This is a genomic window from Rahnella sp. BIGb0236 (assembly GCF_004364755.1).
GTDB lineage: Bacteria > Pseudomonadota > Gammaproteobacteria > Enterobacterales > Enterobacteriaceae > Rahnella > Rahnella victoriana.
The window spans coordinates 116,633-138,883 of sequence record NZ_SOAO01000013.1; the positions used below are offsets into that span (position 1 = coordinate 116,633).

The following is a 22,251-nucleotide window of genomic DNA, read 5'->3' on the forward strand; positions in this document are numbered from 1 at the left end:
CGGATTGTCAAAGTAAAAGAAGCAAAATCAGAAGAACGTGCCAGATTGAAAAGCGGACGCCCCCTTTTTAGCTATGTTTTCTCTTTGAACAATAACAACGCATCTCACCCGTTATTTCAGCCAAATCCCTGCTAACCACCGAGATATAGGACTTAATTAACGCGATCTGATGAAGAACTTTTACCGCGCACCGCTTCCGATACGCTGCTTTTTCACCCTACCCATCAAACAGTTACCTGCTTCATCGAATTGGACAGGCCCCTTTTTACGCCGGTTGCGCAGTAAAAACTATCAGACAAATCGTTAACAACATCTGAGTTTGCTTTTTTTACTGCGCCGTTTTCCCTACAATCGGTCTATCGCTTGTCGCCACCGCGGAGATGAATTACGCATGAGTACGGTTAAACACAGTAAGTTATTGATTTTGGGTTCCGGTCCGGCGGGTTATACCGCAGCGGTTTACGCAGCGCGCGCAAACTTAAATCCGGTATTGATCACGGGTGTGGAAAAAGGCGGTCAGCTGACCACCACCACCGAAGTGGAAAACTGGCCGGGCGATCCGGAAGGTTTGACCGGTCCGGGCTTAATGGACCGTATGCACGAGCATGCCACCAAATTTAATACTGAGATCATTTTCGACCATATCAACAAAGTCGATTTGCAGAACCGTCCGTTCCGCCTGACCGGTGACAGCGGGGAATACACCTGCGACGCACTGATTATCGCCACCGGCGCGTCAGCTCGTTATATCGGCCTGCCTTCTGAAGAAGCCTTCAAAGGCCGTGGTGTTTCTGCCTGTGCAACCTGCGACGGATTCTTCTACCGTAACCAGAAAGTCGCGGTTGTCGGCGGCGGCAATACCGCTGTTGAAGAAGCCCTTTATCTGGCCAATATCGCCTCTGAAGTGCACCTGATCCACCGCCGTGACAGCTTCCGCGCAGAAAAGATTTTGGTTGACCGTCTGAATGACAAAGTCGCCAGCGGCAATATCGTTCTGCATACCCACAAGACCCTGAACGAAGTGGTCGGTGATCAGATGGGTGTGACTGGCGCGAGCCTGATGGATGTGCGCACTGACGAGAAATCTCAGGTTGATGTGGCGGGGGTGTTCATTGCCATCGGTCACAGCCCGAACACCGGCATTTTCGAAGGTCAGCTGGAACTGAAAGACGGCTACATCAAAGTGCAGTCCGGTTCCCACGGTAATGCGACACAAACCAGCATTCCCGGTGTTTTCGCCGCAGGCGATGTCATGGACCATATTTACCGTCAGGCGATCACCTCAGCCGGTACCGGTTGTATGGCCGCGCTGGATGCCGAACGCTATCTGGACGGTTTATCGCAAGCACCGGATTTGTAAGTATCTCCCCTTCTGTTTGCCCTTAAAAAGAGGCGGCGTAATTGCCGCCTTTTTCATATTTTCAGTTTGCGGTCTGAGCATGTAACATAAGCGCCCTCCCATCCGGATTGCTGCACAGACTGAAGCCTGATGAACAAAACACGACAACAAGAACTTATCCGCTGGTTAAAACAACAAAGTTCCCGCGCCAAAGGCTGGATCCGTCTGTCTATGATGCTGGGTTTACTTTCCGGCCTGCTGATTCTGGCTCAGGCCTGGCTGATGGCCGGATTACTGCACAGCCTGATCATCGAACACACCTCCCGTGATGCCCTGCTGCAAAGCTTCCTGTTAATGGCGCTGACCTTTGTGCTGCGTGCCGTCGTGACCTGGCTGCGGGAACAGGTGGGCTTTATTTGCGGACGCATTATCCGCCAGGAAATGCGCAAACTGGTGCTGGATCGTCTGGAAAAACTGGGGCCTGCATGGATCCGGGGCAAACCGGCGGGCAGCTGGGCCAGCATCATTCTTGAACAAATCGAAGATATGCAGGATTACTATTCCCGCTATCTGCCGCAGATTGCGCTGGCGGGCATTATTCCGCTGCTGATCCTGGTCAGCGTCTTCCCGATCAACTGGGCTGCCGGTCTGATTTTGCTGGTGACCGCTCCGCTGATCCCGCTGTTTATGGCGCTGGTCGGGATGGGTGCCGCGGATGCCAACCGTCGTAACTTTGTGGCGCTGGCGCGTCTCAGCGGCAATTTCCTCGACAGCCTGCGCGGTCTCGATACGCTTCGTCTTTTCCATCGCGGTACTGCGGAAATCGACCAGATTACACGTTCCACTGAACATTTCCGCGCCCGCACGATGGATGTCCTGCGTCTGGCGTTTTTATCTTCCGCCGTGCTGGAGTTCTTCGCATCTATCTCCATTGCGGTAGTCGCGGTGTATTTCGGTTTCTCTTATCTCGGCGAACTGAATTTTGGCAGCTACGGTACCCCTGTGACGTTGTTTGCCGGTTTTCTGGTGCTGATACTGGCTCCTGAGTTTTTCCAGCCTCTGCGCGATCTGGGCGCGTTTTATCACGCTAAAGCGCAGGCGGTCGGCGCCGCAGAAAGCCTGATCACGTTCCTGAGTGCCGAAACTGCCGATATGGGCGAAGGTGAACAGCACTGGCCTGCCGGAAAGGCGGTGGAACTGCAAGCCCGCGACCTGATTATTCAGTCGCCGCAGGGCAAAACACTGGCCGGTCCGTTAACGTTTGATGTGCAGACCGGACAACGTATCGCGATTGTCGGCCTGAGCGGTGCGGGAAAAAGCTCTCTGCTCAACGCCCTGCTCGGCTTCCTGCCTTATCAGGGTTCTCTCACCGCCAGCGGCACAGATCTGAAATCATTGCGCAATAACGAATGGCGAAAGCAACTGAGCTGGGTCGGTCAGAACCCGCATCTGCCCGAACAAACCCTGCGCGCCAATATTCTGCTGAATCAGCCGGATGTCAGTGAGGAACAACTTCAGTCCGCCATCGACCGCGCCTATGTGAATGAATTTCTGCCGCTGTTACCACAGGGGCTGGAAACGGAAGTCGGCGACAGCGCCGCACGGTTATCCATCGGTCAGGCGCAACGCGTCGCCGTTGCCCGTGCCCTGCTCTCGCCGTGCAGTCTGTTACTGCTCGATGAGCCTACCGCCAGCCTTGATGCTCACAGCGAAAAACGCGTGATGAGCGCGCTGAATGAAGCGTCAAAAGCACAGACTTCGTTGCTGGTGACGCATCAGCTGGAAGATACGCGGGACTACGACGAAATCTGGGTGATGGATAAGGGCCTGATCGCTGAGCGTGGCACATTTGCGCAACTGGTGGCTCAGAACGGATTATTCACCAGCCTGCTTTCCCAGCGGAATAAGGAGCTGTAATCATGAAAACGCTTTTGCCTTATCTCGCCCTGTACCGCCGCCACTGGTTCCGTCTCTCACTGGGCGTCATTCTGGCCATCGTCACCTTGATGGCGAGCATCGGCCTGCTGACACTTTCCGGCTGGTTCCTGGCGGCCTCTGCCGTGGCCGGTATCGCCGGTTTATACAGTTTCAACTACATGCTGCCCGCAGCCGGTGTGCGCGGCGCGGCGATTTTCCGAACCGCAGGCCGTTACGCCGAGCGTCTGGTCAGCCACGATGCAACATTCCGCGTGCTGGCACATTTGCGGGTCTTCACGTTCACCAAAATCATGCCGCTGTCGCCGGGGGGCATTGCACGTTTCCGTCAGGCGGATCTGCTAAACCGTCTGGTTGCCGACGTCGATACGCTGGATCACTTGTATCTGCGGGTTATTTCTCCGCTGGTCAGTGCGCTGGTGGTGATCCTTCTGGTGACGTTTGGCCTGAGTTTCCTGGATGTCACCCTCGCCCTGACACTGGGCGCCATCATGCTGGTACTGATGCTGCTTCTGCCGGTGATTTTCTACCGCGCCGGAAAACCGGCAGGCCGTGAACTGACGACGCTGCGCAGCGATTACCGGATGCAACTGACATCCTGGCTGCAAGGCCAGTCTGAGCTGGTGGTGTTCGGCGCTCAGCCACGCTTTCGCCAGCAACTCGACGATATCGAACGGCGCTGGATGCTGCGTCAGCAGCAGCAGGCCAAATTGACCGGTTTGTCGCAGGCGATGGTGATTGCCGCGGCGGGTCTGACCGTTACGCTGATGCTGTGGCTGGCCGCCGGGGGGATCAGCCAGTTCCCGCAACCGGGTGCGCTTATCGCTTTATTCGTCTTCACCCCACTGGCTGCCTTTGAAGCACTGGGGCCGGTAGCCGCCGCTTTCCAGCATCTCGGGCAGGTTATCGCTTCTGCTCAGCGTGTCAGTCAGATCATTGACCAGCCCGCCGATGTGACGTTCCCGTCTCAGGGACCGGTGGCCGGTGAGCAGATCAGCCTGTCGCTGAAAAAGGTGAATTTCACCTATCCGGGGCAGCCTCTGCCCGTACTGAAAGACATTAATCTGGAGGTCCGTGCCGGTGAACACATCGCCCTGCTCGGTCAGACCGGTTGTGGCAAATCCACCCTGCTGCAACTGCTGACCCGGGGCTGGGATATCAGCAACGGTGCGCTGGAAATCAATGGCCATCCGGTGGCGGATTACGATGAAGCCACGCTGCGTAAGATGATCACCGTCGTCAGCCAGCGCGCGCATGTGTTTAACACCACGTTGCGGGAAAACCTGCGCATGGCCTCGCCGCACAGCAGCGATGAACAGCTGGCGCAGGCATTACGGGACGTTGATTTGCATGTGCTGTTAGAAAACGAAGGTCTGAATGCCTGGCTCGGTGAAGGTGGACGTCAGCTTTCCGGCGGCGAGCAACGCCGTATCGGGCTGGCGCGTGCGTTATTGCATGATGCGCCGCTGTGGTTGCTGGATGAGCCAACAGAAGGGCTGGATGCCGAAACGGAACAACATATTTTGGCACTCCTGCACAAGCATTGTCAGAATAAGACGCTACTCTTAGTGACGCACCGTTTGCACGGTCTGGAAGCCCTCGACAGGATATGCATCATGGAAGAGGGGCAGATTGTGGAACAAGGCGATCACCAGACGTTAGCCGCGACACAGAGCCGTTATGCAAGGTTTCTCGCCCGCGCCTGATGTTGTTGTTCTGAGTTAACGGCGGACATGTGCCGCCGGATAAGGAGATCTATGCGGTTAGTGAAGCTTGAGGCCAATTCAGTCAATTTTCCGGATCCTGACACTGCATTGCAGGAGCCGAATGGCCTGCTGGCTATTGGTGGCGATCTCACGGCTCCCCGCCTGCTTTCCGCGTATCAGCACGGTGTTTTTCCCTGGTTCGAACCGGGCGAAATGATCCTCTGGTGGTCACCTGACCCGCGTGCCATTTTGGTTCCCAGGGAGCGACACGCCAGCCGCAGTCTGAAACGTTTCATGCGTAAGATGCCGTTTCGTTTCACCCTCAATCAGCAATTTGAGCAGGTGATCCGCGCCTGCGCTATGCAACGTGAAGATGGCACCTGGATCGGCCCGCTGGTTCAGCGGGGTTATCAGGAATTGCATGAGGCCGGACGGGCGCACTCGGTCGAAGTGTGGGAAGGGAATGAACTGGTCGGCGGATTATACGGTGTGTCTGTCGGTCAGTTATTTTGCGGCGAGTCGATGTTCAGCCGCCGGGAGAATGCGTCAAAGTGCGCGCTTATGCTTTTTTGCCAACATTTTTCCCGCAATGGTGGAGAACTGATTGACTGTCAGGTGCTCAACCCTCACACTGCGTCGCTGGGTGCGAGAGAGATCCCCCGCCGCCAATTTTTGCAGCAGTTATCCGAACTTTCGCAACGCGCGTTAGCACCGGATTGCTGGTTGCCACAAGACTTATCCCCACATGATGAAGACCTGCCGGTGTTCCCGAAGGATAGGGAATAGGTGCGGTCATGGACCATACTTCTTTACATAATGTGGGTTTTTCGGCATTATCTTGCCGGTTAAAAACTATGGTAGTTAGACCTAGAGGATTCGATGGCCAAAGAAGACAACATTGAAATGCAAGGCACCGTACTTGATACGCTGCCAAACACTATGTTCCGCGTAGAGTTAGAAAACGGACACGTAGTTACCGCTCACATCTCCGGTAAAATGCGTAAGAACTACATCCGCATCCTGACGGGTGACAAAGTCACTGTAGAGCTGACCCCGTACGACCTGAGCAAAGGCCGCATTGTCTTCCGTAGCCGTTAATAAGCGGCTCACTCATCGCTGATTTTCCGGCGATACCTGAGGATACCCTCTTCGCCCTTCCTGCTGTTGCAAGGGCGTTTTGTGGTATCCGCAATCCGGCGTTTGTTCCATTATTTGTTCCACTATCCTTTCTGAAATCCCCCACTAATTACTGCAATTAAATAAAGAATTTCGGAAAGAAAAAAGGCGATGTTTTCACATCGCCTTTTGTTTTTTCATGCTTTATGAAAAATTAATGCACCGCACCTTCCGGTTTTTTCTTCTGCGCACTCATGAAGTGATAAGTGAGCTTGTCAGCCGCCTTATCGAGCGCCACAGAAACGGAACCGCCATCCACCAGTGAACCAAACAGCAGCTCGTTGGCGAGAGGTTTTTTCAGGTTTTCCTGAACGGTACGGGTCATCGGACGCGCACCCATCGCACGGTCATAACCTTTCACGGTCAGCCAGTCACGGGCTTCGTCGCTGACTTCCAGAGACACGCCTTTCGCATCCAGCTGCGCCTGCAGTTCGACGATAAATTTGTCGACAACCTGCTGGATAACTTCCGTAGACAGATGGTTGAACCAGATAACATTGTCCAGACGGTTACGGAATTCCGGCGTAAAGGTACGCTTAATCTCTTCCATCGCATCCGGGCTGTTATCCTGATGCACCAGACCAATCGATTTACGTTCCGTTTCACGCACACCGGCGTTGGTGGTCATCACCAGAATCACGTTACGGAAATCAGCTTTGCGGCCATTGTTATCGGTCAGCGTACCGTTATCCATCACCTGCAACAGCAGGTTAAAGACATCCGGGTGCGCCTTCTCGATTTCATCAAGCAGCACCACGGCGTGAGGATGTTTAATCACCGCATCCGTCAGCAAACCGCCCTGATCAAAACCAACGTATCCCGGAGGCGCACCGATCAAACGGCTGACCGTATGACGCTCCATGTATTCCGACATATCAAAGCGCAGCAGTTCGATATCCAGTGCTTTCGCCAGCTGAACCGTCACTTCGGTTTTACCGACACCGGTTGGCCCCGCGAACAGGAATGAACCGACAGGCTTGTGATCCTGACCCAGACCGGCGCGGCTCATTTTGATCGCTTCGGTCAGTGCTTCGATAGCCGGATCCTGTCCGAAGACCAGCATTTTCAGGCGATCGCCCAGATTTTTCAGCACATCGCGGTCTGTCGCAGACACGGTTTTTTCCGGAATGCGGGCAATACGCGCGACCACGCTTTCGATATCGCTGACGTTAACGGTTTTCTTGCGTTTGCTCACCGGCATCAACCGGCTGCGCGCGCCCGCTTCGTCAATCACATCGATGGCTTTGTCCGGCAGATGACGGTCATTAATGTATTTGACCGACAGCTCAACCGCCGCACGTACCGCTTTCGCGGTGTAACGCACATCGTGATGCGCTTCGTATTTGGTTTTCAGGCCGTTGATGATCTGAACCGTTTCTTCAACGCTTGGCTCAGTAATATCAATTTTCTGGAAACGACGTGCCAGGGCACGGTCTTTTTCAAAGATATTGCTGAATTCCTGATATGTCGTTGAACCGATCACGCGGATTTTCCCGCTCGACAGCAATGGCTTGATCAGGTTTGCCGCGTCCACCTGACCACCTGATGCTGCACCGGCACCGATAATCGTGTGGATTTCATCAATAAACAGGATGCTGTTCTTATCCTGTTCCAGCTGTTTAAGCAGGGATTTGAAACGTTTTTCGAAATCACCGCGGTATTTGGTGCCCGCCAGCAACGAACCGATATCCAGAGAATACAGGGTGCAGTCGGCCATCACTTCCGGCACGTCGCCCTGCTCGATTCGCCATGCCAGACCTTCAGCAATCGCGGTTTTACCTACGCCGGATTCGCCCACCAGCAGCGGGTTATTCTTACGACGACGGCAGAGCACCTGAATGGCGCGCTCCAGTTCTTTGTCACGGCCAATCAGCGGATCGATGCCACCTACACGCGCTAACTGGTTAAGATTAGTGGTGAAGTTCTCCATACGATCTTCCCCCGCCGACTGTTCTTCGTTAACTGGGTTTTCCGCATTGTTTTGCGCCTGACCGCCGGATTCGTCTTTCCGGGTGCCGTGCGAGATAAAGTTCACCACATCAAGGCGGCTGACATCATGTTTGCGCAGCAGATAGGCGGCCTGAGATTCCTGTTCGCTGAAAATCGCGACCAGAACATTGGCGCCGGACACTTCGCTGCGGCCAGAAGATTGCACGTGGAATACCGCACGTTGCAGAACGCGCTGGAAACTCAGCGTAGGCTGGGTGTCACGTTCTTCTTCACTGGCAGGTAAGGTGGGTGTGGTTTGCTCGATGAAGGCTTCCAGTTCCTGGCGCAGGGCCACTAAATCCACTGTACAAGCTTCAAGCGCTTCACGGGCAGCAGGGTTGCTGAGCAACGCCAGCAACAGGTGCTCCACGGTCATAAACTCATGCCGGTGCTCACGGGCTCTTGCGAAAGCCATGTTGAGACTGAGTTCAAGTTCTTGATTGAGCATAGGCACCTCCCAAATAGATTGCCTTAATCAGGCTTTTTCCAGCGTACACAGCAACGGATGCTCATTCTCCTTGGCGTACTCATTTACGTGTGCGACCTTGGTTTCCGCGACTTCGGCGGTATAAACGCCGCATATCGCTTTGCCTCTGTAGTGCACCTGGAGCATCAGTTGCGTTGCACGTTCAATATCATAAGAAAAGAACTTTTGCAGAACGTCAATCACAAATTCCATTGGAGTGTAATCGTCGTTGTTTAATATAACTTTATACATAGATGGCGGTTTTACCTCATCCTTTTGCTTATCCGCCGCCAAATGTTCAAAATTTAGCCAGTCTTGATTATTACCCATTGCCTGCTCGTCACCTGTGAAGATCGTTTGGATGCTAAATACGAAACGTGAACACTTTCTGCTTAGCCTCACATCATTATGACCGTATTTTACCATCTCTTGCGTCGCCGCGCCGCTGCACAAAATGTTCTCCCTGCCATCCGCCCCGCTACGAAAATTTAACAAAATATGTCAATAGCGTTACCTGCTTCAAAGTTTGGTTATCTGCCCCCTCGGGACAAATGCCGATTCCTTGACGTCCAACTCTATTCCACTAGAGTGTAAATTCGTGAGCTGAACGGAGTTTAAACAGGCTCGAACAGGCGCTGATCCGCTGCGTTCCGGCCTTCGTGCTCACTCAACTGGCTTTATCTATTTACTACCAGACTAGTCATGAGAGGGATGTAGAAGCATGCAGACGGGTACTGTTAAATGGTTCAATAATGCTAAAGGCTTTGGCTTCATTTGCCCGCAAAATGGCGGTGAAGACATCTTCGCTCACTACTCCACAATTCAGATGGAGGGTTACCGGACATTAAAAGCCGGCCAGCAGGTCAATTTCGACGTTCATGAAGGCCCAAAGGGGAATCATGCCAGTCTCATTATTCCAGTGGAAAGTGAAGCGGTCGCCTGACCGGTTCAGCATTACGCAACACATCACGCTTCAACTGCAAATGCCGGTCACTCACTGACTGGCATTTTTATTTATGGGGGAGAATGACGCTGGCTTCAAGCCCTTCGCACGAAAAAAAGTACATTTTTTAAACACCGATTGCTAAGACAGGATATAAAAGGAATTAAAACTAAACACAATCTCAACAAATCACCTTCAATTTCCTCATAATTTCCGCCGTTGTACGCCTGTTTATTTTGCGCCTGTTGAAATAGCCACTACAGAAATCTGGCTAACAATAACAGGTAATTTCATGACCACTTTCAGCTACCCTGCCGAAGAAAAGGCGCCGCTTTCAGGCTTTCAGTTGATGAAGGCATTGCTCTCACGCCGCATCACGCCGGGGCCTTCATGGACATTGCCACGTTATCGCTTCAAATTCCTTTATCGCGCTTTGCTGCATCCGCGCAGAACGTTCGGCATGCTTGATTATCTGTCGCATCACCCGCAACGCGACGAAATCCTCGCCGCCATGCCCAGCTTGCCCTGCAAACTGCACCGCACCTACCAGGCGGCCAATATCACGCCGGAACAGGCGATGAAGCGCATCACCGACCATTACGACATGATCGGCCACTGCCTGCCGGAGGCGATTAATCACGGTTATCTGAGCAAAAAACCGATGGCGATTGCCACGCTGACGGGAAAAGATGAACAGCGTTTTGCTATCACCTTTAATGCCATCAGCCGTCTGGATAAAGAAGGGGAAGCCACCCTGACATTTACCACGCCGCAGGGCGAGCCGATTGCGATCGTGACGTTCTCCTTTATTGAATATCTGGGACGTCCGACATTGTTCATCGGCGCATTACAGGGGCCACGCGCGCATGTGGATCATCAGGAAATCCAGACCGCAACCAAAGCCTGCCACGGATTATTTCCCAAACGTCTGGTGATTGAAGCGCTGACGACTCTCGCGGACGTAACCGGCATGAAACAGATTGTGGCGGTGGGTAACCACACGCATATTTATGAAAATCCGCGCTACAAAAAACGCAAAGGCATGGTATTTGCCGATTACGACAGTTTCTGGGAAACCATGGAAGCGAAGCAGGCCGAAGACGGTTATTTCCATTTACCGTTGCAGATTGCTCACCGCCCGCTGGAAGAAATCGCCAGTAAACGGCGCTCGGAATACCGTCGCCGTTACCAGCTGTTAGACGATCTGGAAACGCAGATCCGCCAGACCTTTAGCCGGGGTCATGGCAATCCGCTGATGACGGATAACAGCCGCGCCGCTTAATCCGCCCGGCCGCGTGCCAGCCATGCCACGCGGGAAAACATTTGCCGCAGCAAAGGCGGAATCGACGAGGTTCCGCGCAGCGAGGCGGCCAGGGCCACGTCGATGGCCAGATCCGGCTTTGAGCTGCGGTGAATGGCTTTATCAATAATGCGTCGCGGCGACATCGGGACATTGTCCGGTATAGCAGCGTTCTTGCGGTAAACGTCCTCGAACCCGTCGCGATACAGAAAATGTTCGATATCCTGCGACGGCAATGCCGTCAGGCGATAACGCAACGTATCGTCGTGGTTTTCCACATTGGCAATCACCGTCGCCGCATATTTGCGTCCGGCTTCATCACCATCGACCAGCGCATGCCATTCGATGCCCATTTGCCGGGCAAAACGCAGCAGTGGCTTCAGGCCACATTGTGCGAACTCAATCACCTTGATCCCTTCCGATTCAAAATGATAGCCACACTGACGCGCCAGCTGGTTCAGCAGCCAGACTTCGGTTTCCCCCTCCACCAGCAGCCAGCAGCGGGCGAACAGCGACGAGGGGCGGTTAAAGCGGATATGAAAAGCGATACGGCGGCTGTCTTCCATGCTCAGCCCTTCAGGGCCAATGGCGTAAGCCGCGACGCGGCCGGATTCACGCACCAGACGGCAGATCTGTTCAACCGGCACCAGCGAGAGTAAATCACCGGAATTCGTGGTGGTGATGCGTTGCAGAGGCAGCTGATCCAGCAATCCCCAGGCCACCGACAGCATGATCGGATGCAGGCGCGTTTCGGGGTCTTCGATGAGCAGCAGCGGCCGCGCATCCGGGTGCAGCACCACCGAACCTTTGGCCTGTAACAAGGTGGAAAACATGCCCAGCAGCATCACCCGCATACTGCGGCTGTTCGGTTCGGCAATCATGCGGTTGATATTATCCAGCGAACGCCATGCCCGGCGGCTCTCCGCCCGGCCATGACGCTTCTGCTGCCACGGCACGCTGTTCGATGTCCCCTGCTCGGCAAAATAATGTTCCAGCAACTGCTGCATCGCCGAAAGCCCGCTGCGCAGTTCGCTGTTTTTCAGCGTCTGCGGGCTGTGGACCAGCTCCCGCGTCAGTTCATCCAGCTGTCTGGCCAGTTCTTCATTATTGGCCCCCAGACGCGGGGCCAGCGTCTCACTGCGCAGACGGCGGATAAAGCGCGCATCGCGCAAACGCAATACCGGATTCAGGCGGATCAGCGCCTGTGCCAGCGGATCTATGGTCGTCAGGTTTAAAGGCTGGCCGTTGGAGGACAGGAAACTGCGCAGCGTCATCACGCTGCCATCGTCGTCCAGTTCCCCTTCCAGCCGGTAATAAATCCGGTTCAGCTTGTCGGCGCATTTCACCCAAAGTGGTGAGAGCGGATTAAAACGCGGCGACATATGATGTCCTGCCTGATTCTCGCAAAACGTAAACACCACATGCAGATACTGCGATTTGGACTCCTCTTCTCCCGCCGGGAAATAGAAATCCTCCTCTTTAAAGCAGTAAAGTTTGGGTTCCGGTGAAAGCAGCAGGGTTAAGGCATCAAGCAGGCTGGATTTGCCCCAGGCGTTTTCGCCGATCAACACGGTGTTGGTCAGAGAGGATTCTGTCTGCCCCTGATGGACAGAAGCGGTAATGGATGCCCCACGTTGTGCTGGCTGGTTCAGCGTCAAAGACAGGCGGTTAATTCCGCGAAAACCGACAATATCAATATGTTCCAGATACATCAGACGCCTCCTGTGCGCTCAGAGCTTTCCCGAGCATGGCGTTAAAAATCGGTTCAGGTCAAGCACCCGGAGATATCTCTGCGTGCCGAAGCTGCTTTACAGTCAGATAACTTTTCGTTAGCGTGGCGGGCGGCATTTTCTGTGCCGCGCACCATTCATGGGATCTCACTTTTCAGGGACTTTTGCATCATGTATTCCGGGCTGTTAATTATTCTCCTGCCGCTGATTGCCGGCTATCTCATTCCGCTCAAAAGCCGTTCCCTGCTGCATCTCGTGAACCAGTTACTGAGCTGGATGGTGTATGTCATCCTGTTCATTATGGGCATCAGTCTGGCTTTTCTCGACAATCTCAGCACCAATTTACTGCTGATATTCAAATACGCGGCCGTCTGCTTCCTGTGTATTTTCGTGATGAACTACGCCGCGCTGTGGCTGCTGGAACGCCGCAAACCCTGGAAAACGCAATACAAACAAGAAAAACTGCCGTCGCGTATTCACATGGCACTGGAATCCCTGAAACTGTGTGGCGTGGTGGTCGGCGGTTTTGCACTCGGCCTGACCCAATGGCACTGGCTGACGTTCGCCTCGCAGGCCAGCGAAATCGCGCTGTTATTCCTGCTGGCGCTGGTCGGTCTGCAACTGCGCAACAGCAGCATGACCCTGCGCCAGATTATCCTCAACCGTCGCGGCATGATGGTGGCGGTGGTGGTGGCGCTCAGCGCCCTGATTGGCGGTGCGCTGGCTGCCGTGCTGCTCGGTCTGCCGCTGAAAACCGGCCTGGCGATGGCGTCCGGTTACGGCTGGTATTCGCTTTCCGGTATCGTGCTGACCGATTCCTTCGGGCCGGTGATTGGCAGCGCCGCCTTCTTTAACGATCTGGCGCGCGAACTGTGCGCCATCATGCTGATCCCGACGCTGGTACGCAGCAGCCGCTCGACGGCACTTGGTCTGTGCGGCGCGACGTCGATGGACTTCACCCTGCCGGTTTTACAGCGCAGTGGCGGGCTGGATATGGTGCCGCCCGCCGTGGTGCACGGCTTTATCCTCAGCCTGATCGCCCCGGTGTTAATGGCCTTTTTCTCCGCCTGATCACCGCCCTTCCCGCTGCCATCCGGCAGCGGGTGCCTTCCTGCAAAACTTGCGATAAATCAACTTCGCGTCACTTTGTCTTAAAAACTCCTTCATTTCTGTTCCTGCCGGTTCTAGGCTTGCATTAAAACAAGCATTTAAAATGCAACTTTAAAAAAGGACCTCATCATGTTTTGTGTGCAATGTGAACAAACAGTCCGTACCCCGGCGGGCAATGGCTGCGCTTATGCGCAGGGTATGTGTGGTAAAACGGCAGAAACCTCTGATTTACAAGACTTACTGGTGGCCGTGCTGGAAGGATTATCCGCCTGGGCGCTCACCGCCCGCGGCTACGGCATCAGTGATGCCGGGATCGACAGCTTCGCGCCCCGCGCCTTTTTCTCCACCCTGACCAACGTCAACTTCGATTCTGACCGTATCGTGGGTTATGCCCGCGAGGCCATTATTCACCGCGAGGCGCTGGCCGTCCGTTGCCGTCTGATGGATCCTGATGTCATCGTCAGCCACCCGCTGGCCGCACTGGAACTGGTGAGCGATAACCTCAGCGAGCTGCAACAGCAGGCGCAGCAGTTTGCCCTCAACAGTGACAAAGCGCAGATCGGCGATGACATTCATGGTCTGCGGATGCTCTGTCTGTACGGCCTGAAAGGGGCGGCGGCCTATATGGAACACGCCCATGTGCTGGGCCAGTCTGACACCGCCATTTATGCCGAATACCACCGCCTGATGGCCTGGCTGGGCACGCAGCCGTCGGACATGGGCGAACTGCTCAGCAACGCGATGGCGATCGGCAAAATGAACTTTGGCGTGATGGCGATCCTGGATAAAGGCGAAACCGACGCCTACGGGCACCCGCAACCGACGGCGGTGAATGTCCGTCCGCTGGCAGGCAAAGCGATCCTGATCTCCGGTCACGACCTGAAAGATTTGCAGATGCTGCTTGAGCAAACCGCCGGTACCGGCATCAACATCTACACCCACGGCGAAATGCTGCCTGCGCACGGTTACCCTGAGCTGAAGAAATTTCCGCATCTGGCCGGTAACTACGGCAGCGGCTGGCAGAATCAGCAGGTGGAATTCGCCCGATTCCCCGGTCCGGTGGTCATGACATCGAACTGCATTATTGATCCGAACGTCGGCAATTATGGCGACCGCATCTGGACACGCAGCATCGTCGGCTGGCCGGGCGTACAGCATCTGGAAGGCGAAGATTTTGCCCCGGTCATCACCCAGGCGTTGCAGCTTCCGGGCTTCCGTTACAGTGAGATTGAGCAGGAAATCACCGTCGGATTTGGCCGTCAGACCTTACTCAGCGCGGCAGACACCGTGATTGATCTGGTCGCTGCCAAAAAACTGCGTCATATCTTCCTGATCGGCGGCTGTGACGGCAGCCGTGGCGAACGCAGCTACTTCACCGATCTGGCCCTCAGCGTGCCGCAGGATTGTCTGATCATGACGCTGGCCTGCGGTAAATACCGTTTCAACAAACTGGATTTCGGTACGCTCGAAGGGTTGCCGCGTCTGCTGGACGTCGGTCAGTGTAACGATGCTTATTCCGCCATTATTCTTGCTGTGAATCTGGCTGAGAAATTAGGCTGCGGCGTGAATGATTTGCCGCTGAGTCTGGTGCTGTCGTGGTTTGAACAGAAAGCCATTGTGATCCTGCTGACCCTGCTGTCGCTCGGGGTGAAAAACATCGCCACCGGCCCGACGGCGCCAGCCTTCCTCACCGATAACCTGCTGGCGATCCTGAATGAAAAATTTGGCCTGCGCGCAATCACCTCGGTGGAGCAGGATCTGAAAACCATGCTGCCGGAGTAAGCTGAAATGAAATTTCCTTTATTTCCCGATCAGCCGACCGCGCTATGCCAGAATCGTATGCAGGTCTGTTCCGTTACGCAGGAAACACCGGATGTACGCACGCTGTCGCTGATGACTCACGATGTCTATCCGTATCGTCCCGGACAGTTTGCGCTGGTCAATATCGGCCAGAGTGGCGATGTGCAGCGCGCGTATACGCTCTCCTCCACGCCGGGAAAAAGCCGTTTTATTCAGCTGACGGTGCGCCGCATCGACGGTGGCACAGGCTCATCCTGGCTGACGGAGCAGGTGAAACCCGGTGATTATGTCTGGCTGAGTGATGCGCAAGGGGAATTCACCTGCGACACCGAACAGCCGCTGTTATTGCTGGCGGCAGGCTGTGGTGTGACGCCGGTGATGTCGATCACGCGGGATGTACTGGCACATCATCCGGCGCTAAGTGTGCAGGTGTTTTACAGTGTGCGCAGCCCGCAGGACATCATTTTTGCCGATGAATGGCAGCAACTGGCGGCCCAATATCCGCAACTGAACCTGACCATTCTGGCGGAAAAGGATGCCGCGCCGGGGCACATCGCCGGACGTCTGAGCCAGGATTTACTGCAAAGTCAGGTGCCGGATATGCGTCAACGCCGGGTAATGATTTGCGGCCCGGTGCCGTATATGCAACTGGCGGGAGAATGGGCGAAGGCGCTGGGCGCGGTGCAGGAGAATATCGTCAAAGAACAGTTTCAGGCAGCGGAGGCGGACGTGTCTGCTGATCAGCAACTGACGCTGACCCGCCTGACACCGTTACAGCATTACCGCGTGCCGGTCGGTTCGACCCTGCTGGCCGCCATGGAGCAGCACAAGCTACCGGTCACCGCGGCCTGTCGTGCAGGCGTCTGCGGCAGCTGTAAAACCCGGATACTTTCCGGTGATTATCAGACCACCAGCCGCATGACGCTGACCGACGAAGAGGTCGCTCAGGGTTATGTGCTGGCGTGTAGCTGTCAGCTTCAGGGCGACGTCACCCTCGCCTGATCCCCGCGTTAACACCCTGCCCGCACATGACTTTTTACAGTCTGCGCGGGCAGATTTACAAATCTTCACCTCCCTCACTCGCGTATTTTTGTATGGTTTAAGGCTGAACATTCAAGGATGTAATCAGTGGACTATGCTTAACGCAGTTATTTTTCAGCATCAGTGGAGGGATTCAGTAATGAAACAACAAAGCGTAGCAGCATATCTGGCGAAAACTCTCGAGGCAGCAGGCGTAAAAAGGATCTGGGGCGTCACCGGCGACTCCCTGAACGGGCTGAGCGACAGCCTGAACCGCATGGGCACCATCGAATGGCTGGGTACGCGCCATGAAGAAGTGGCTGCGTTTGCCGCCGGTGCCGAAGCGCAAATCACCGGTGAGCTGGCGGTCTGCGCCGGTTCCTGTGGTCCCGGCAACCTGCATCTGATCAACGGCCTGTTCGATTGCCATCGCAATCACGTGCCGGTTGTGGCGATTGCCGCCCATATTCCGTCGAGTGAAATCGGCAGCGGTTATTTTCAGGAAACCCATCCGACCGAATTATTCCGCGAATGCAGCCATTACTGCGAACTGATCAGCAATCCCGAGCAACTGCCGCAGGTGCTGGCGATCGCCATGCGCAAAGCCATTCTCAATCGTGGCGTGTCGGTGATTGTGCTGCCGGGCGATGTGGCGCTCAGGCCAGCGCCGGAAGACGCCAAAGTCAGCTGGTATCCGCCGGTGCTGCCGAAAGTCACCCCACAGCCCACGGAACTGGCGAAGCTGGCCGAACTGCTGAACGGCGCGACCAATATCACAATGATGTGTGGCAGCGGCTGCGCGGGCGCGCATGACGAAGTGATTAAGCTGGCTGAAACCCTGAAAGCGCCGGTCGTCCATGCCCTGCGCGGGAAAGAACATATCGAGTGGGACAATCCGTACAGCGTCGGCATGACCGGGCTGATCGGTTTTTCTTCCGGCTATCACGCCATGCTCAATGCCGACACCCTGATCCTGCTCGGTACGCAATTCCCGTATCGCGCCTTCTATCCGACCGATGCCAAAATCATTCAGATCGACATTAATCCGGGCAGCATCGGCGCGCATTGCCATGTGGATATGGCGCTGGTCGGCGACATCAAATCCACCCTGACCGCCCTTCTGCCGCAATTGCAGGTGAAAAACGAACGCAAGTTCCTCGACAAGGCGCTGAAGCATTACGAAGAAGCGCGCAAAGATCTCGACGGGCTGGCGACGCCGAACGACAAGCAGCCGATCCATCCGCAATATCTGGCGCAGCAGATCAGCCGCTTTGCCGCCGCCGATGCGATTTTCACCTGCGACGTCGGCACGCCGACCGTCTGGGCCTGCCGTTATCTGCAAATGAACGGTCAGCGCCGTCTGCTCGGCTCGTTTAACCACGGCTCAATGGCGAATGCCATGCCGCAGGCGATTGGCGCGCAAGCCATTGACCGCACGCGGCAGGTGGTCGCCCTGTGCGGTGACGGCGGATTCGCCATGCTGATGGGGGATTTCCTGACGCTGGCGCAGCAAAAGCTGCCGGTGAAAATCATCATTTTCAACAACAGTGTGCTGGGATTTGTGGCGATGGAAATGAAATCCGGCGGCTATCTCACGGACGGTACCGAGTTGAAAAACCCGGATTTCGCCGCCATTGCTGAAGCCGCAGGCATCAAAGGCATCCGCGTTGAAAAAGCCTCGGATATTGACACCGCCCTTCAGGATGCCTTCGCCTACGAAGGTCCGGTGCTGATCGATGCGATCACCGCCACCGAAGAACTGGCGATGCCGCCGCAGATCAAATTCGAGCAAGCCAAAGGCTTCAGCCTGTACATGCTGCGCGCAGTGATCAGCGGTCGCGGCGACGAAGTGGTTGAACTGGCAAAAACCAACTGGCTGCGATAACCCTGACAGGGCTATAGTGCATGATTAGGCGGGTAATTCTGTCTAATCATGCATTCACAACTACAACCCGAGAAGAGGAAGCCACGTTGATCGACTTACGCAGTGATACCGTAACCCGCCCCAGTGAAGCGATGCGTCAGGCCATGGCCCGCGCTGAAGTCGGCGATGATGTCTACGGCGATGACCCAATGGTAAATGCTTTGCAGGACATGGCCGCAAAGCTGTGCGGTAAAGAAGCAGCGCTGTTTTTACCGACCGGCACACAGGCCAATCTGGTGGCGTTGCTGACGCACTGCCAGCGTGGCGAAGAATATATTGTCGGCCAGAAAGCCCACAATTATATGTACGAAGCAGGCGGTGCGGCGGTCCTCGGCAGCATTCAGCCGCAGCCGCTGGATATGGACGCTGACGGTTCGATTCCGCTGGATAAAGTCGCCGCTGCCATCAAACCGGATGACATTCACTTCGCCCGTACCCGCCTGCTGAGTCTGGAAAATACCCACAGCGGCAAGGTGCTGCCGCTGGAATATCTGCAAAAGGCGTTTGCCTTCACCCGCGAAAAAGGGCTGGCACTGCATATCGATGGTGCCCGCATCATGAATGCGGCCGTGGCGCTGAACGTGGAACTGCGCGAGATCACGCAGTATTGCGACACACTGACGATCTGCCTGTCGAAAGGTCTGGGCGCGCCGATTGGCTCCCTGCTGGTCGGCAGCAAAGAGTACATCCAGCGCGCGAACCGCTGGCGCAAAATGACCGGCGGCGGTATGCGCCAGTCCGGGATTCTGGCCGCAGCGGCGATTTACGCGCTGGAAAACAACGTGGCACGTCTGAAAGATGACCACGACAATGCGCAGTGGCTGGCGGAAGAACTGAGCAAGATCGGCGTCGAAATTGCCGCGCCGGGTGCTCAGACCAACGTGCTGTACATCAAACAGAGCGCAGAGCTGGCGGCTAAAATGGGGCCGTGGATGCTGGAGCGCGGAGTGATCATCAGCGCCGGTCCCCTGACCCGTGTGCTGACGCACATCAATATCAGCCGCGAAGACCTGCAAAAAGTCGTGGCGCTGTGGCAGGAATTCCTGCACCAGCACGCCTGACAGACCGTCCGGTTCACGGCGATAACCTGCGGGCTATCGCCGTATTTTCTGCTTTATCTCCCTCACACTGACCGAGCAAATGGAAATGCCAATCACGACACACACTGGCCGGATCGTCGTTCTCGGCGCCAGCGGATATATCGGACAACATCTCACCGAGCATCTCAGCCAGCAAGGCTTTCAGGTGACAGCCGCCGCACGCCGGATCGAATGGTTACAGCAACAAAAATGGCCGAACGTCCGCTGCTGTTTCGCCGATGTGTATCAGAGTAAAACGCTGGCTGCCGCCTTTGAAGGCGCGGATGTGCTGGTGTATCTGGTTCACGCGATGGCCGAAGATGATGACTTGCTGGAAAAGGAACGGCAGGCCGCGCAACACACCCTGCTGGCGCTGAAAGAGTCCTCCATTAAGCACATTGTGTATCTCGGCTCGATGCAGCCGGAAGACAACCATTCGCCGCATTTGCAGGCGAGAAAACTGACCGGCAATTTGCTGCGCATGAGCGCCATCCCGGTGACAGAACTGCGCACCGGCATTGTGATTGGCGCGGGTTCTGCCGCGTTCGAAGTGATGCGTGACATGGTCTATAACCTGCCGGTGCTGACGCCGCCGCGCTGGGTCCGCTCAAAGTCCTCCCCGATTGCGCTGGAAAACCTGCTGAATTATTTGCAGGGGCTGGTGACACTGCCTGCCAGCGAAAATCAGATCCTGGAGGCCGCAGGACCGGAGTACATCAGCTATCAGACCCTGTTTGAACGCTTTATCGCCATGAGCGGCAAACGCCGCTGGCTGATCCCGGTTCCCCTGCCGACCTCCTTTGTTTCGGTGTATTTCCTCAGCCTGATCACCTCCGTGCCGACGTCGCTGGCGAAGGCGCTGATTCAGGGGCTGAATCACGATTTACCGGCTGACAGTGAGAAACTGCAAAGGCTGATCCCGCAGACCCTGATCCCTGTTGATGAGGCGATCCGCACGACACTGGAAAAAGAACAGCAGCAAATTATGGATTCACCGGACTGGGGCTACGATGCGGATGCCCGTGCGCGCTGGCGCCCCGGCTACGGTTATTACCCGAAACAAGCCGGTTTTACGCTGGAAACCTCAGCCACCAAAGCCTCACTCTGGAAAGTCATTCAGCAGCTGGGCGGCGCGGAGGGGTATTTCTATGCCAACGGCTTATGGAAAACGCGGGCGCGCATCGATGATTTACTCGGCGGCGGCGTAAAATACGGCCGTCCTGATCGCGACTTTCTGAAACCCGGCGATAAAATCGACGGCTGGAAAGTCATCGGGCTGAAACCGCAGCGTGAACTGGCGCTGTTATTCGGCATGAAAGCACCGGGGCTGGGGCGCTTAACGTTCACCATTACCGATCATGGCGAGAGCCGCAGTCTGGATGTGCGCGCGTGGTGGCATCCCGCCGGGTTCAGCGGGCTGCTGTACTGGTTCAGTATGATGCCCGCTCATCAGTTTATTTTTCGTGGCATGGCAAAACGCATCGCCAGCCTTGCCCGGCAGAAAGACCGTTGCGGACGCTAGAAAGGGTCATTTAATCCGCTTTCGGACACAGCTTTCCCCCTTTCCCATTGCAACCCGCACAATTTCACGAAAGAATGGCACCCTTATTGCTGAGGGGTGCCAGAACTCTGACGCTGACAATATTTTTTCTCTATTTATGAAGGCATTGGCCTGTATATGAAGGTTTTGGTTACCGGTGCGAGTGGCGGCCCTGGACGTAACGCCGTTGAGTTTCTGCGAAATAAAGGCATCAAAGTCCGGGCGACAGGCCGTAACGCCGCCATGGGATCGCTTTTGCAGAAAATGGGCGCGGAATTTATTCACGCCGATCTCACCACGCTGGTCTCAGCACAGGCAAAAGCGTTGCTGGCAGATATCGACACCGTCTGGCACTGTTCGGGGCTGATGTCGCCGTGGGGCAGCGAACAGGAATTTGAACTGGCCAACGTGCGCGCCACGCGGCGTCTGGGCGAATGGTCGGCAGCTTATGGCGTGGAAAACTTCGTCCATATTTCATCGCCGGCCATCTATTTCGATTTCCATCATCACCGCGATATACAGGAAGATTTTCGTCCGCACCGTTTCGCTAACTCGTTTGCGCGCAGTAAAGCCGCCGGTGAGCAGGTGATCCACACGCTGGCACTGTCCAATCCGCAAACCCATTTCACCATCCTGCGACCGCAGGGTATTTTCGGCCCGCACGATAACGTGCTGCTGCCGCGCCTGTTACAGATGCTGAAATACGGCGGCACGCTGATGTTGCCACGCGGCGGCGAAGCACTGGTCGATATGACGTACGTCGAGAACGCCGTACATGCAATGTGGCTGGCGACGCATTCTCAGTCCACCGAGTCCGGTCGCGCCTTCAACATTACCAATCAGCAGCCGCGCCCGCTGCGTACGCTGGTGCAGCAGCTGATGGAAAATCTGGATATCAAATACCGCATCCGCTCGGTGCCTTATCCGTTGCTGGATATGATGGCGCGGGGCATGGAGCGTATCAGCAAAAGCTCGCATAAAGAGCCGGTGCTGACGCATTACAGCGTGGCGAAACTGAATTTTGATCTCACGCTCGATACGCAGCGCGCGCAGAAAGAACTGGGCTATGTGCCGGTGATTTCGCTCGATCAGGGGATTATCCGCACCGCCGACTGGCTGCGCGATCACGGTAAACTTCAGGGGCTGCACGGTATCGGTCCGAAACGCGACTGACCGCCAGGGTCAGCCGCTGAT

At 55.5% G+C, this 22,251-nt stretch carries 17 protein-coding genes; 14 read left to right on the forward strand and 3 right to left on the reverse strand.

Annotated features, from left to right (window positions below):
* The first annotated feature begins 391 nt into the window (after positions 1-391).
* The 5 genes from trxB (at position 392) to infA (ending at position 6,078) form a co-directional block, all read left to right on the forward strand.
* Complete coding sequence (trxB, locus tag EDF78_RS21105) at positions 392-1,360, forward strand: thioredoxin-disulfide reductase (protein WP_119822214.1); 969 nt, start codon at positions 392-394, stop codon at positions 1,358-1,360.
* A 129-nt stretch (positions 1,361-1,489) separates the two neighbouring features.
* A complete protein-coding gene (cydD, locus tag EDF78_RS21110; RefSeq protein WP_133823843.1) occupies positions 1,490-3,256 on the forward strand; it encodes a cysteine/glutathione ABC transporter permease/ATP-binding protein CydD in 1,767 nt (588 codons plus the stop codon).
* A gap of 2 nt (positions 3,257-3,258) precedes the next feature.
* Positions 3,259-4,980 (forward strand): cysteine/glutathione ABC transporter ATP-binding protein/permease CydC, encoded by a 1,722-nt coding sequence (gene cydC / locus EDF78_RS21115; RefSeq protein WP_133823844.1) that lies wholly within the window; start codon positions 3,259-3,261, stop codon positions 4,978-4,980.
* 51 nt (positions 4,981-5,031) lie between these two features.
* Positions 5,032-5,766, forward strand: a complete 735-nt coding sequence (gene aat / locus EDF78_RS21120; RefSeq protein ID WP_133823845.1) for a leucyl/phenylalanyl-tRNA--protein transferase — start codon at positions 5,032-5,034, stop codon at positions 5,764-5,766.
* Between the two features lie 93 nt (positions 5,767-5,859).
* Complete coding sequence (gene infA, locus EDF78_RS21125) at positions 5,860-6,078, forward strand: translation initiation factor IF-1 (RefSeq protein WP_002211347.1); 219 nt, start codon at positions 5,860-5,862, stop codon at positions 6,076-6,078.
* 232 nt (positions 6,079-6,310) lie between these two features.
* Here infA and clpA read toward each other — a convergent pair whose 3' ends face one another.
* Together clpA and clpS are read right to left on the reverse strand one after the other, a co-directional pair.
* Entirely contained in the window at positions 6,311-8,593 is a 2,283-nt protein-coding gene (clpA, locus tag EDF78_RS21130) for an ATP-dependent Clp protease ATP-binding subunit ClpA (RefSeq protein WP_095922667.1), read from the reverse strand.
* A 27-nt stretch (positions 8,594-8,620) separates the two neighbouring features.
* Positions 8,621-8,941 carry an ATP-dependent Clp protease adapter ClpS gene (gene clpS, locus EDF78_RS21135; protein WP_013574769.1) on the reverse strand — a complete coding sequence of 107 codons (321 nt, stop codon included), beginning with the start codon at positions 8,939-8,941 and terminating at the stop codon, positions 8,621-8,623.
* Positions 8,942-9,332: 391 nt separating this feature from the next.
* Here clpS and cspD point away from each other — a divergent pair, with 391 nt between their 5' ends.
* Positions 9,333-9,554: a cold shock-like protein CspD gene (cspD, locus tag EDF78_RS21140; RefSeq protein WP_015696601.1), complete on the forward strand. Its 222-nt coding sequence runs from the start codon at positions 9,333-9,335 to the stop codon at positions 9,552-9,554.
* A gap of 292 nt (positions 9,555-9,846) precedes the next feature.
* Positions 9,847-10,836, forward strand: coding sequence for a VirK/YbjX family protein (locus tag EDF78_RS21145; protein WP_095922668.1), 990 nt, complete (start codon positions 9,847-9,849; stop codon positions 10,834-10,836).
* On the opposite strand, the gene EDF78_RS21150 is transcribed toward EDF78_RS21145, so the two are convergent.
* Positions 10,833-12,566: an ATP-dependent endonuclease gene (locus tag EDF78_RS21150; RefSeq protein ID WP_133823846.1), complete on the reverse strand. Its 1,734-nt coding sequence runs from the start codon at positions 12,564-12,566 to the stop codon at positions 10,833-10,835. The two genes, EDF78_RS21145 and EDF78_RS21150, sit on opposite strands and share 4 nt — an antisense overlap.
* Before the next feature lie 189 nt (positions 12,567-12,755).
* Here EDF78_RS21150 and EDF78_RS21155 point away from each other — a divergent pair, with 189 nt between their 5' ends.
* The 7 genes from EDF78_RS21155 (at position 12,756) to EDF78_RS21185 (ending at position 22,230) form a co-directional block, all read left to right on the forward strand.
* Entirely contained in the window at positions 12,756-13,655 is a 900-nt protein-coding gene (locus EDF78_RS21155; RefSeq protein ID WP_095922670.1) for a lysine exporter LysO family protein, read from the forward strand.
* A 168-nt stretch (positions 13,656-13,823) separates the two neighbouring features.
* Positions 13,824-15,476 (forward strand): hydroxylamine reductase, encoded by a 1,653-nt coding sequence (hcp, locus tag EDF78_RS21160; protein WP_133823847.1) that lies wholly within the window; start codon positions 13,824-13,826, stop codon positions 15,474-15,476.
* 6 nt (positions 15,477-15,482) lie between these two features.
* Positions 15,483-16,496 carry an NADH oxidoreductase gene (gene hcr / locus EDF78_RS21165; protein ID WP_133823848.1) on the forward strand — a complete coding sequence of 338 codons (1,014 nt, stop codon included), beginning with the start codon at positions 15,483-15,485 and terminating at the stop codon, positions 16,494-16,496.
* A 178-nt stretch (positions 16,497-16,674) separates the two neighbouring features.
* On the forward strand, positions 16,675-18,399 hold the full coding sequence (gene poxB, locus EDF78_RS21170; RefSeq protein WP_095922673.1) for a ubiquinone-dependent pyruvate dehydrogenase: 1,725 nt from the start codon (positions 16,675-16,677) through the stop codon (positions 18,397-18,399).
* An 86-nt stretch (positions 18,400-18,485) separates the two neighbouring features.
* Complete coding sequence (gene ltaE / locus EDF78_RS21175; RefSeq protein WP_133823849.1) at positions 18,486-19,499, forward strand: low-specificity L-threonine aldolase; 1,014 nt, start codon at positions 18,486-18,488, stop codon at positions 19,497-19,499.
* Between the two features lie 85 nt (positions 19,500-19,584).
* Positions 19,585-21,039: a DUF2867 domain-containing protein gene (locus EDF78_RS21180; RefSeq protein WP_133823850.1), complete on the forward strand. Its 1,455-nt coding sequence runs from the start codon at positions 19,585-19,587 to the stop codon at positions 21,037-21,039.
* Positions 21,040-21,195: 156 nt separating this feature from the next.
* Entirely contained in the window at positions 21,196-22,230 is a 1,035-nt protein-coding gene (locus EDF78_RS21185; RefSeq protein WP_119822207.1) for an NAD(P)-dependent oxidoreductase, read from the forward strand.
* The last annotated feature ends 21 nt before the right edge of the window (positions 22,231-22,251 follow it).

Coding starts and splice junctions, on each gene's coding strand:
- trxB (WP_119822214.1), top strand. CDS start 392: ATGAGTACGGTTAAACACAGTAAGTTATTGATTTTGGGTTCCGGTCCG.
- cydD (WP_133823843.1), top strand. CDS start 1,490: ATGAACAAAACACGACAACAAGAACTTATCCGCTGGTTAAAACAACAA.
- cydC (WP_133823844.1), top strand. CDS start 3,259: ATGAAAACGCTTTTGCCTTATCTCGCCCTGTACCGCCGCCACTGGTTC.
- aat (WP_133823845.1), top strand. CDS start 5,032: ATGCGGTTAGTGAAGCTTGAGGCCAATTCAGTCAATTTTCCGGATCCT.
- infA (WP_002211347.1), top strand. CDS start 5,860: ATGGCCAAAGAAGACAACATTGAAATGCAAGGCACCGTACTTGATACG.
- clpA (WP_095922667.1), bottom strand. CDS start 8,593: ATGCTCAATCAAGAACTTGAACTCAGTCTCAACATGGCTTTCGCAAGA.
- clpS (WP_013574769.1), bottom strand. CDS start 8,941: ATGGGTAATAATCAAGACTGGCTAAATTTTGAACATTTGGCGGCGGAT.
- cspD (WP_015696601.1), top strand. CDS start 9,333: ATGCAGACGGGTACTGTTAAATGGTTCAATAATGCTAAAGGCTTTGGC.
- EDF78_RS21145 (WP_095922668.1), top strand. CDS start 9,847: ATGACCACTTTCAGCTACCCTGCCGAAGAAAAGGCGCCGCTTTCAGGC.
- EDF78_RS21150 (WP_133823846.1), bottom strand. CDS start 12,566: ATGTATCTGGAACATATTGATATTGTCGGTTTTCGCGGAATTAACCGC.
- EDF78_RS21155 (WP_095922670.1), top strand. CDS start 12,756: ATGTATTCCGGGCTGTTAATTATTCTCCTGCCGCTGATTGCCGGCTAT.
- hcp (WP_133823847.1), top strand. CDS start 13,824: ATGTTTTGTGTGCAATGTGAACAAACAGTCCGTACCCCGGCGGGCAAT.
- hcr (WP_133823848.1), top strand. CDS start 15,483: ATGAAATTTCCTTTATTTCCCGATCAGCCGACCGCGCTATGCCAGAAT.
- poxB (WP_095922673.1), top strand. CDS start 16,675: ATGAAACAACAAAGCGTAGCAGCATATCTGGCGAAAACTCTCGAGGCA.
- EDF78_RS21180 (WP_133823850.1), top strand. CDS start 19,585: ATGCCAATCACGACACACACTGGCCGGATCGTCGTTCTCGGCGCCAGC.
- EDF78_RS21185 (WP_119822207.1), top strand. CDS start 21,196: ATGAAGGTTTTGGTTACCGGTGCGAGTGGCGGCCCTGGACGTAACGCC.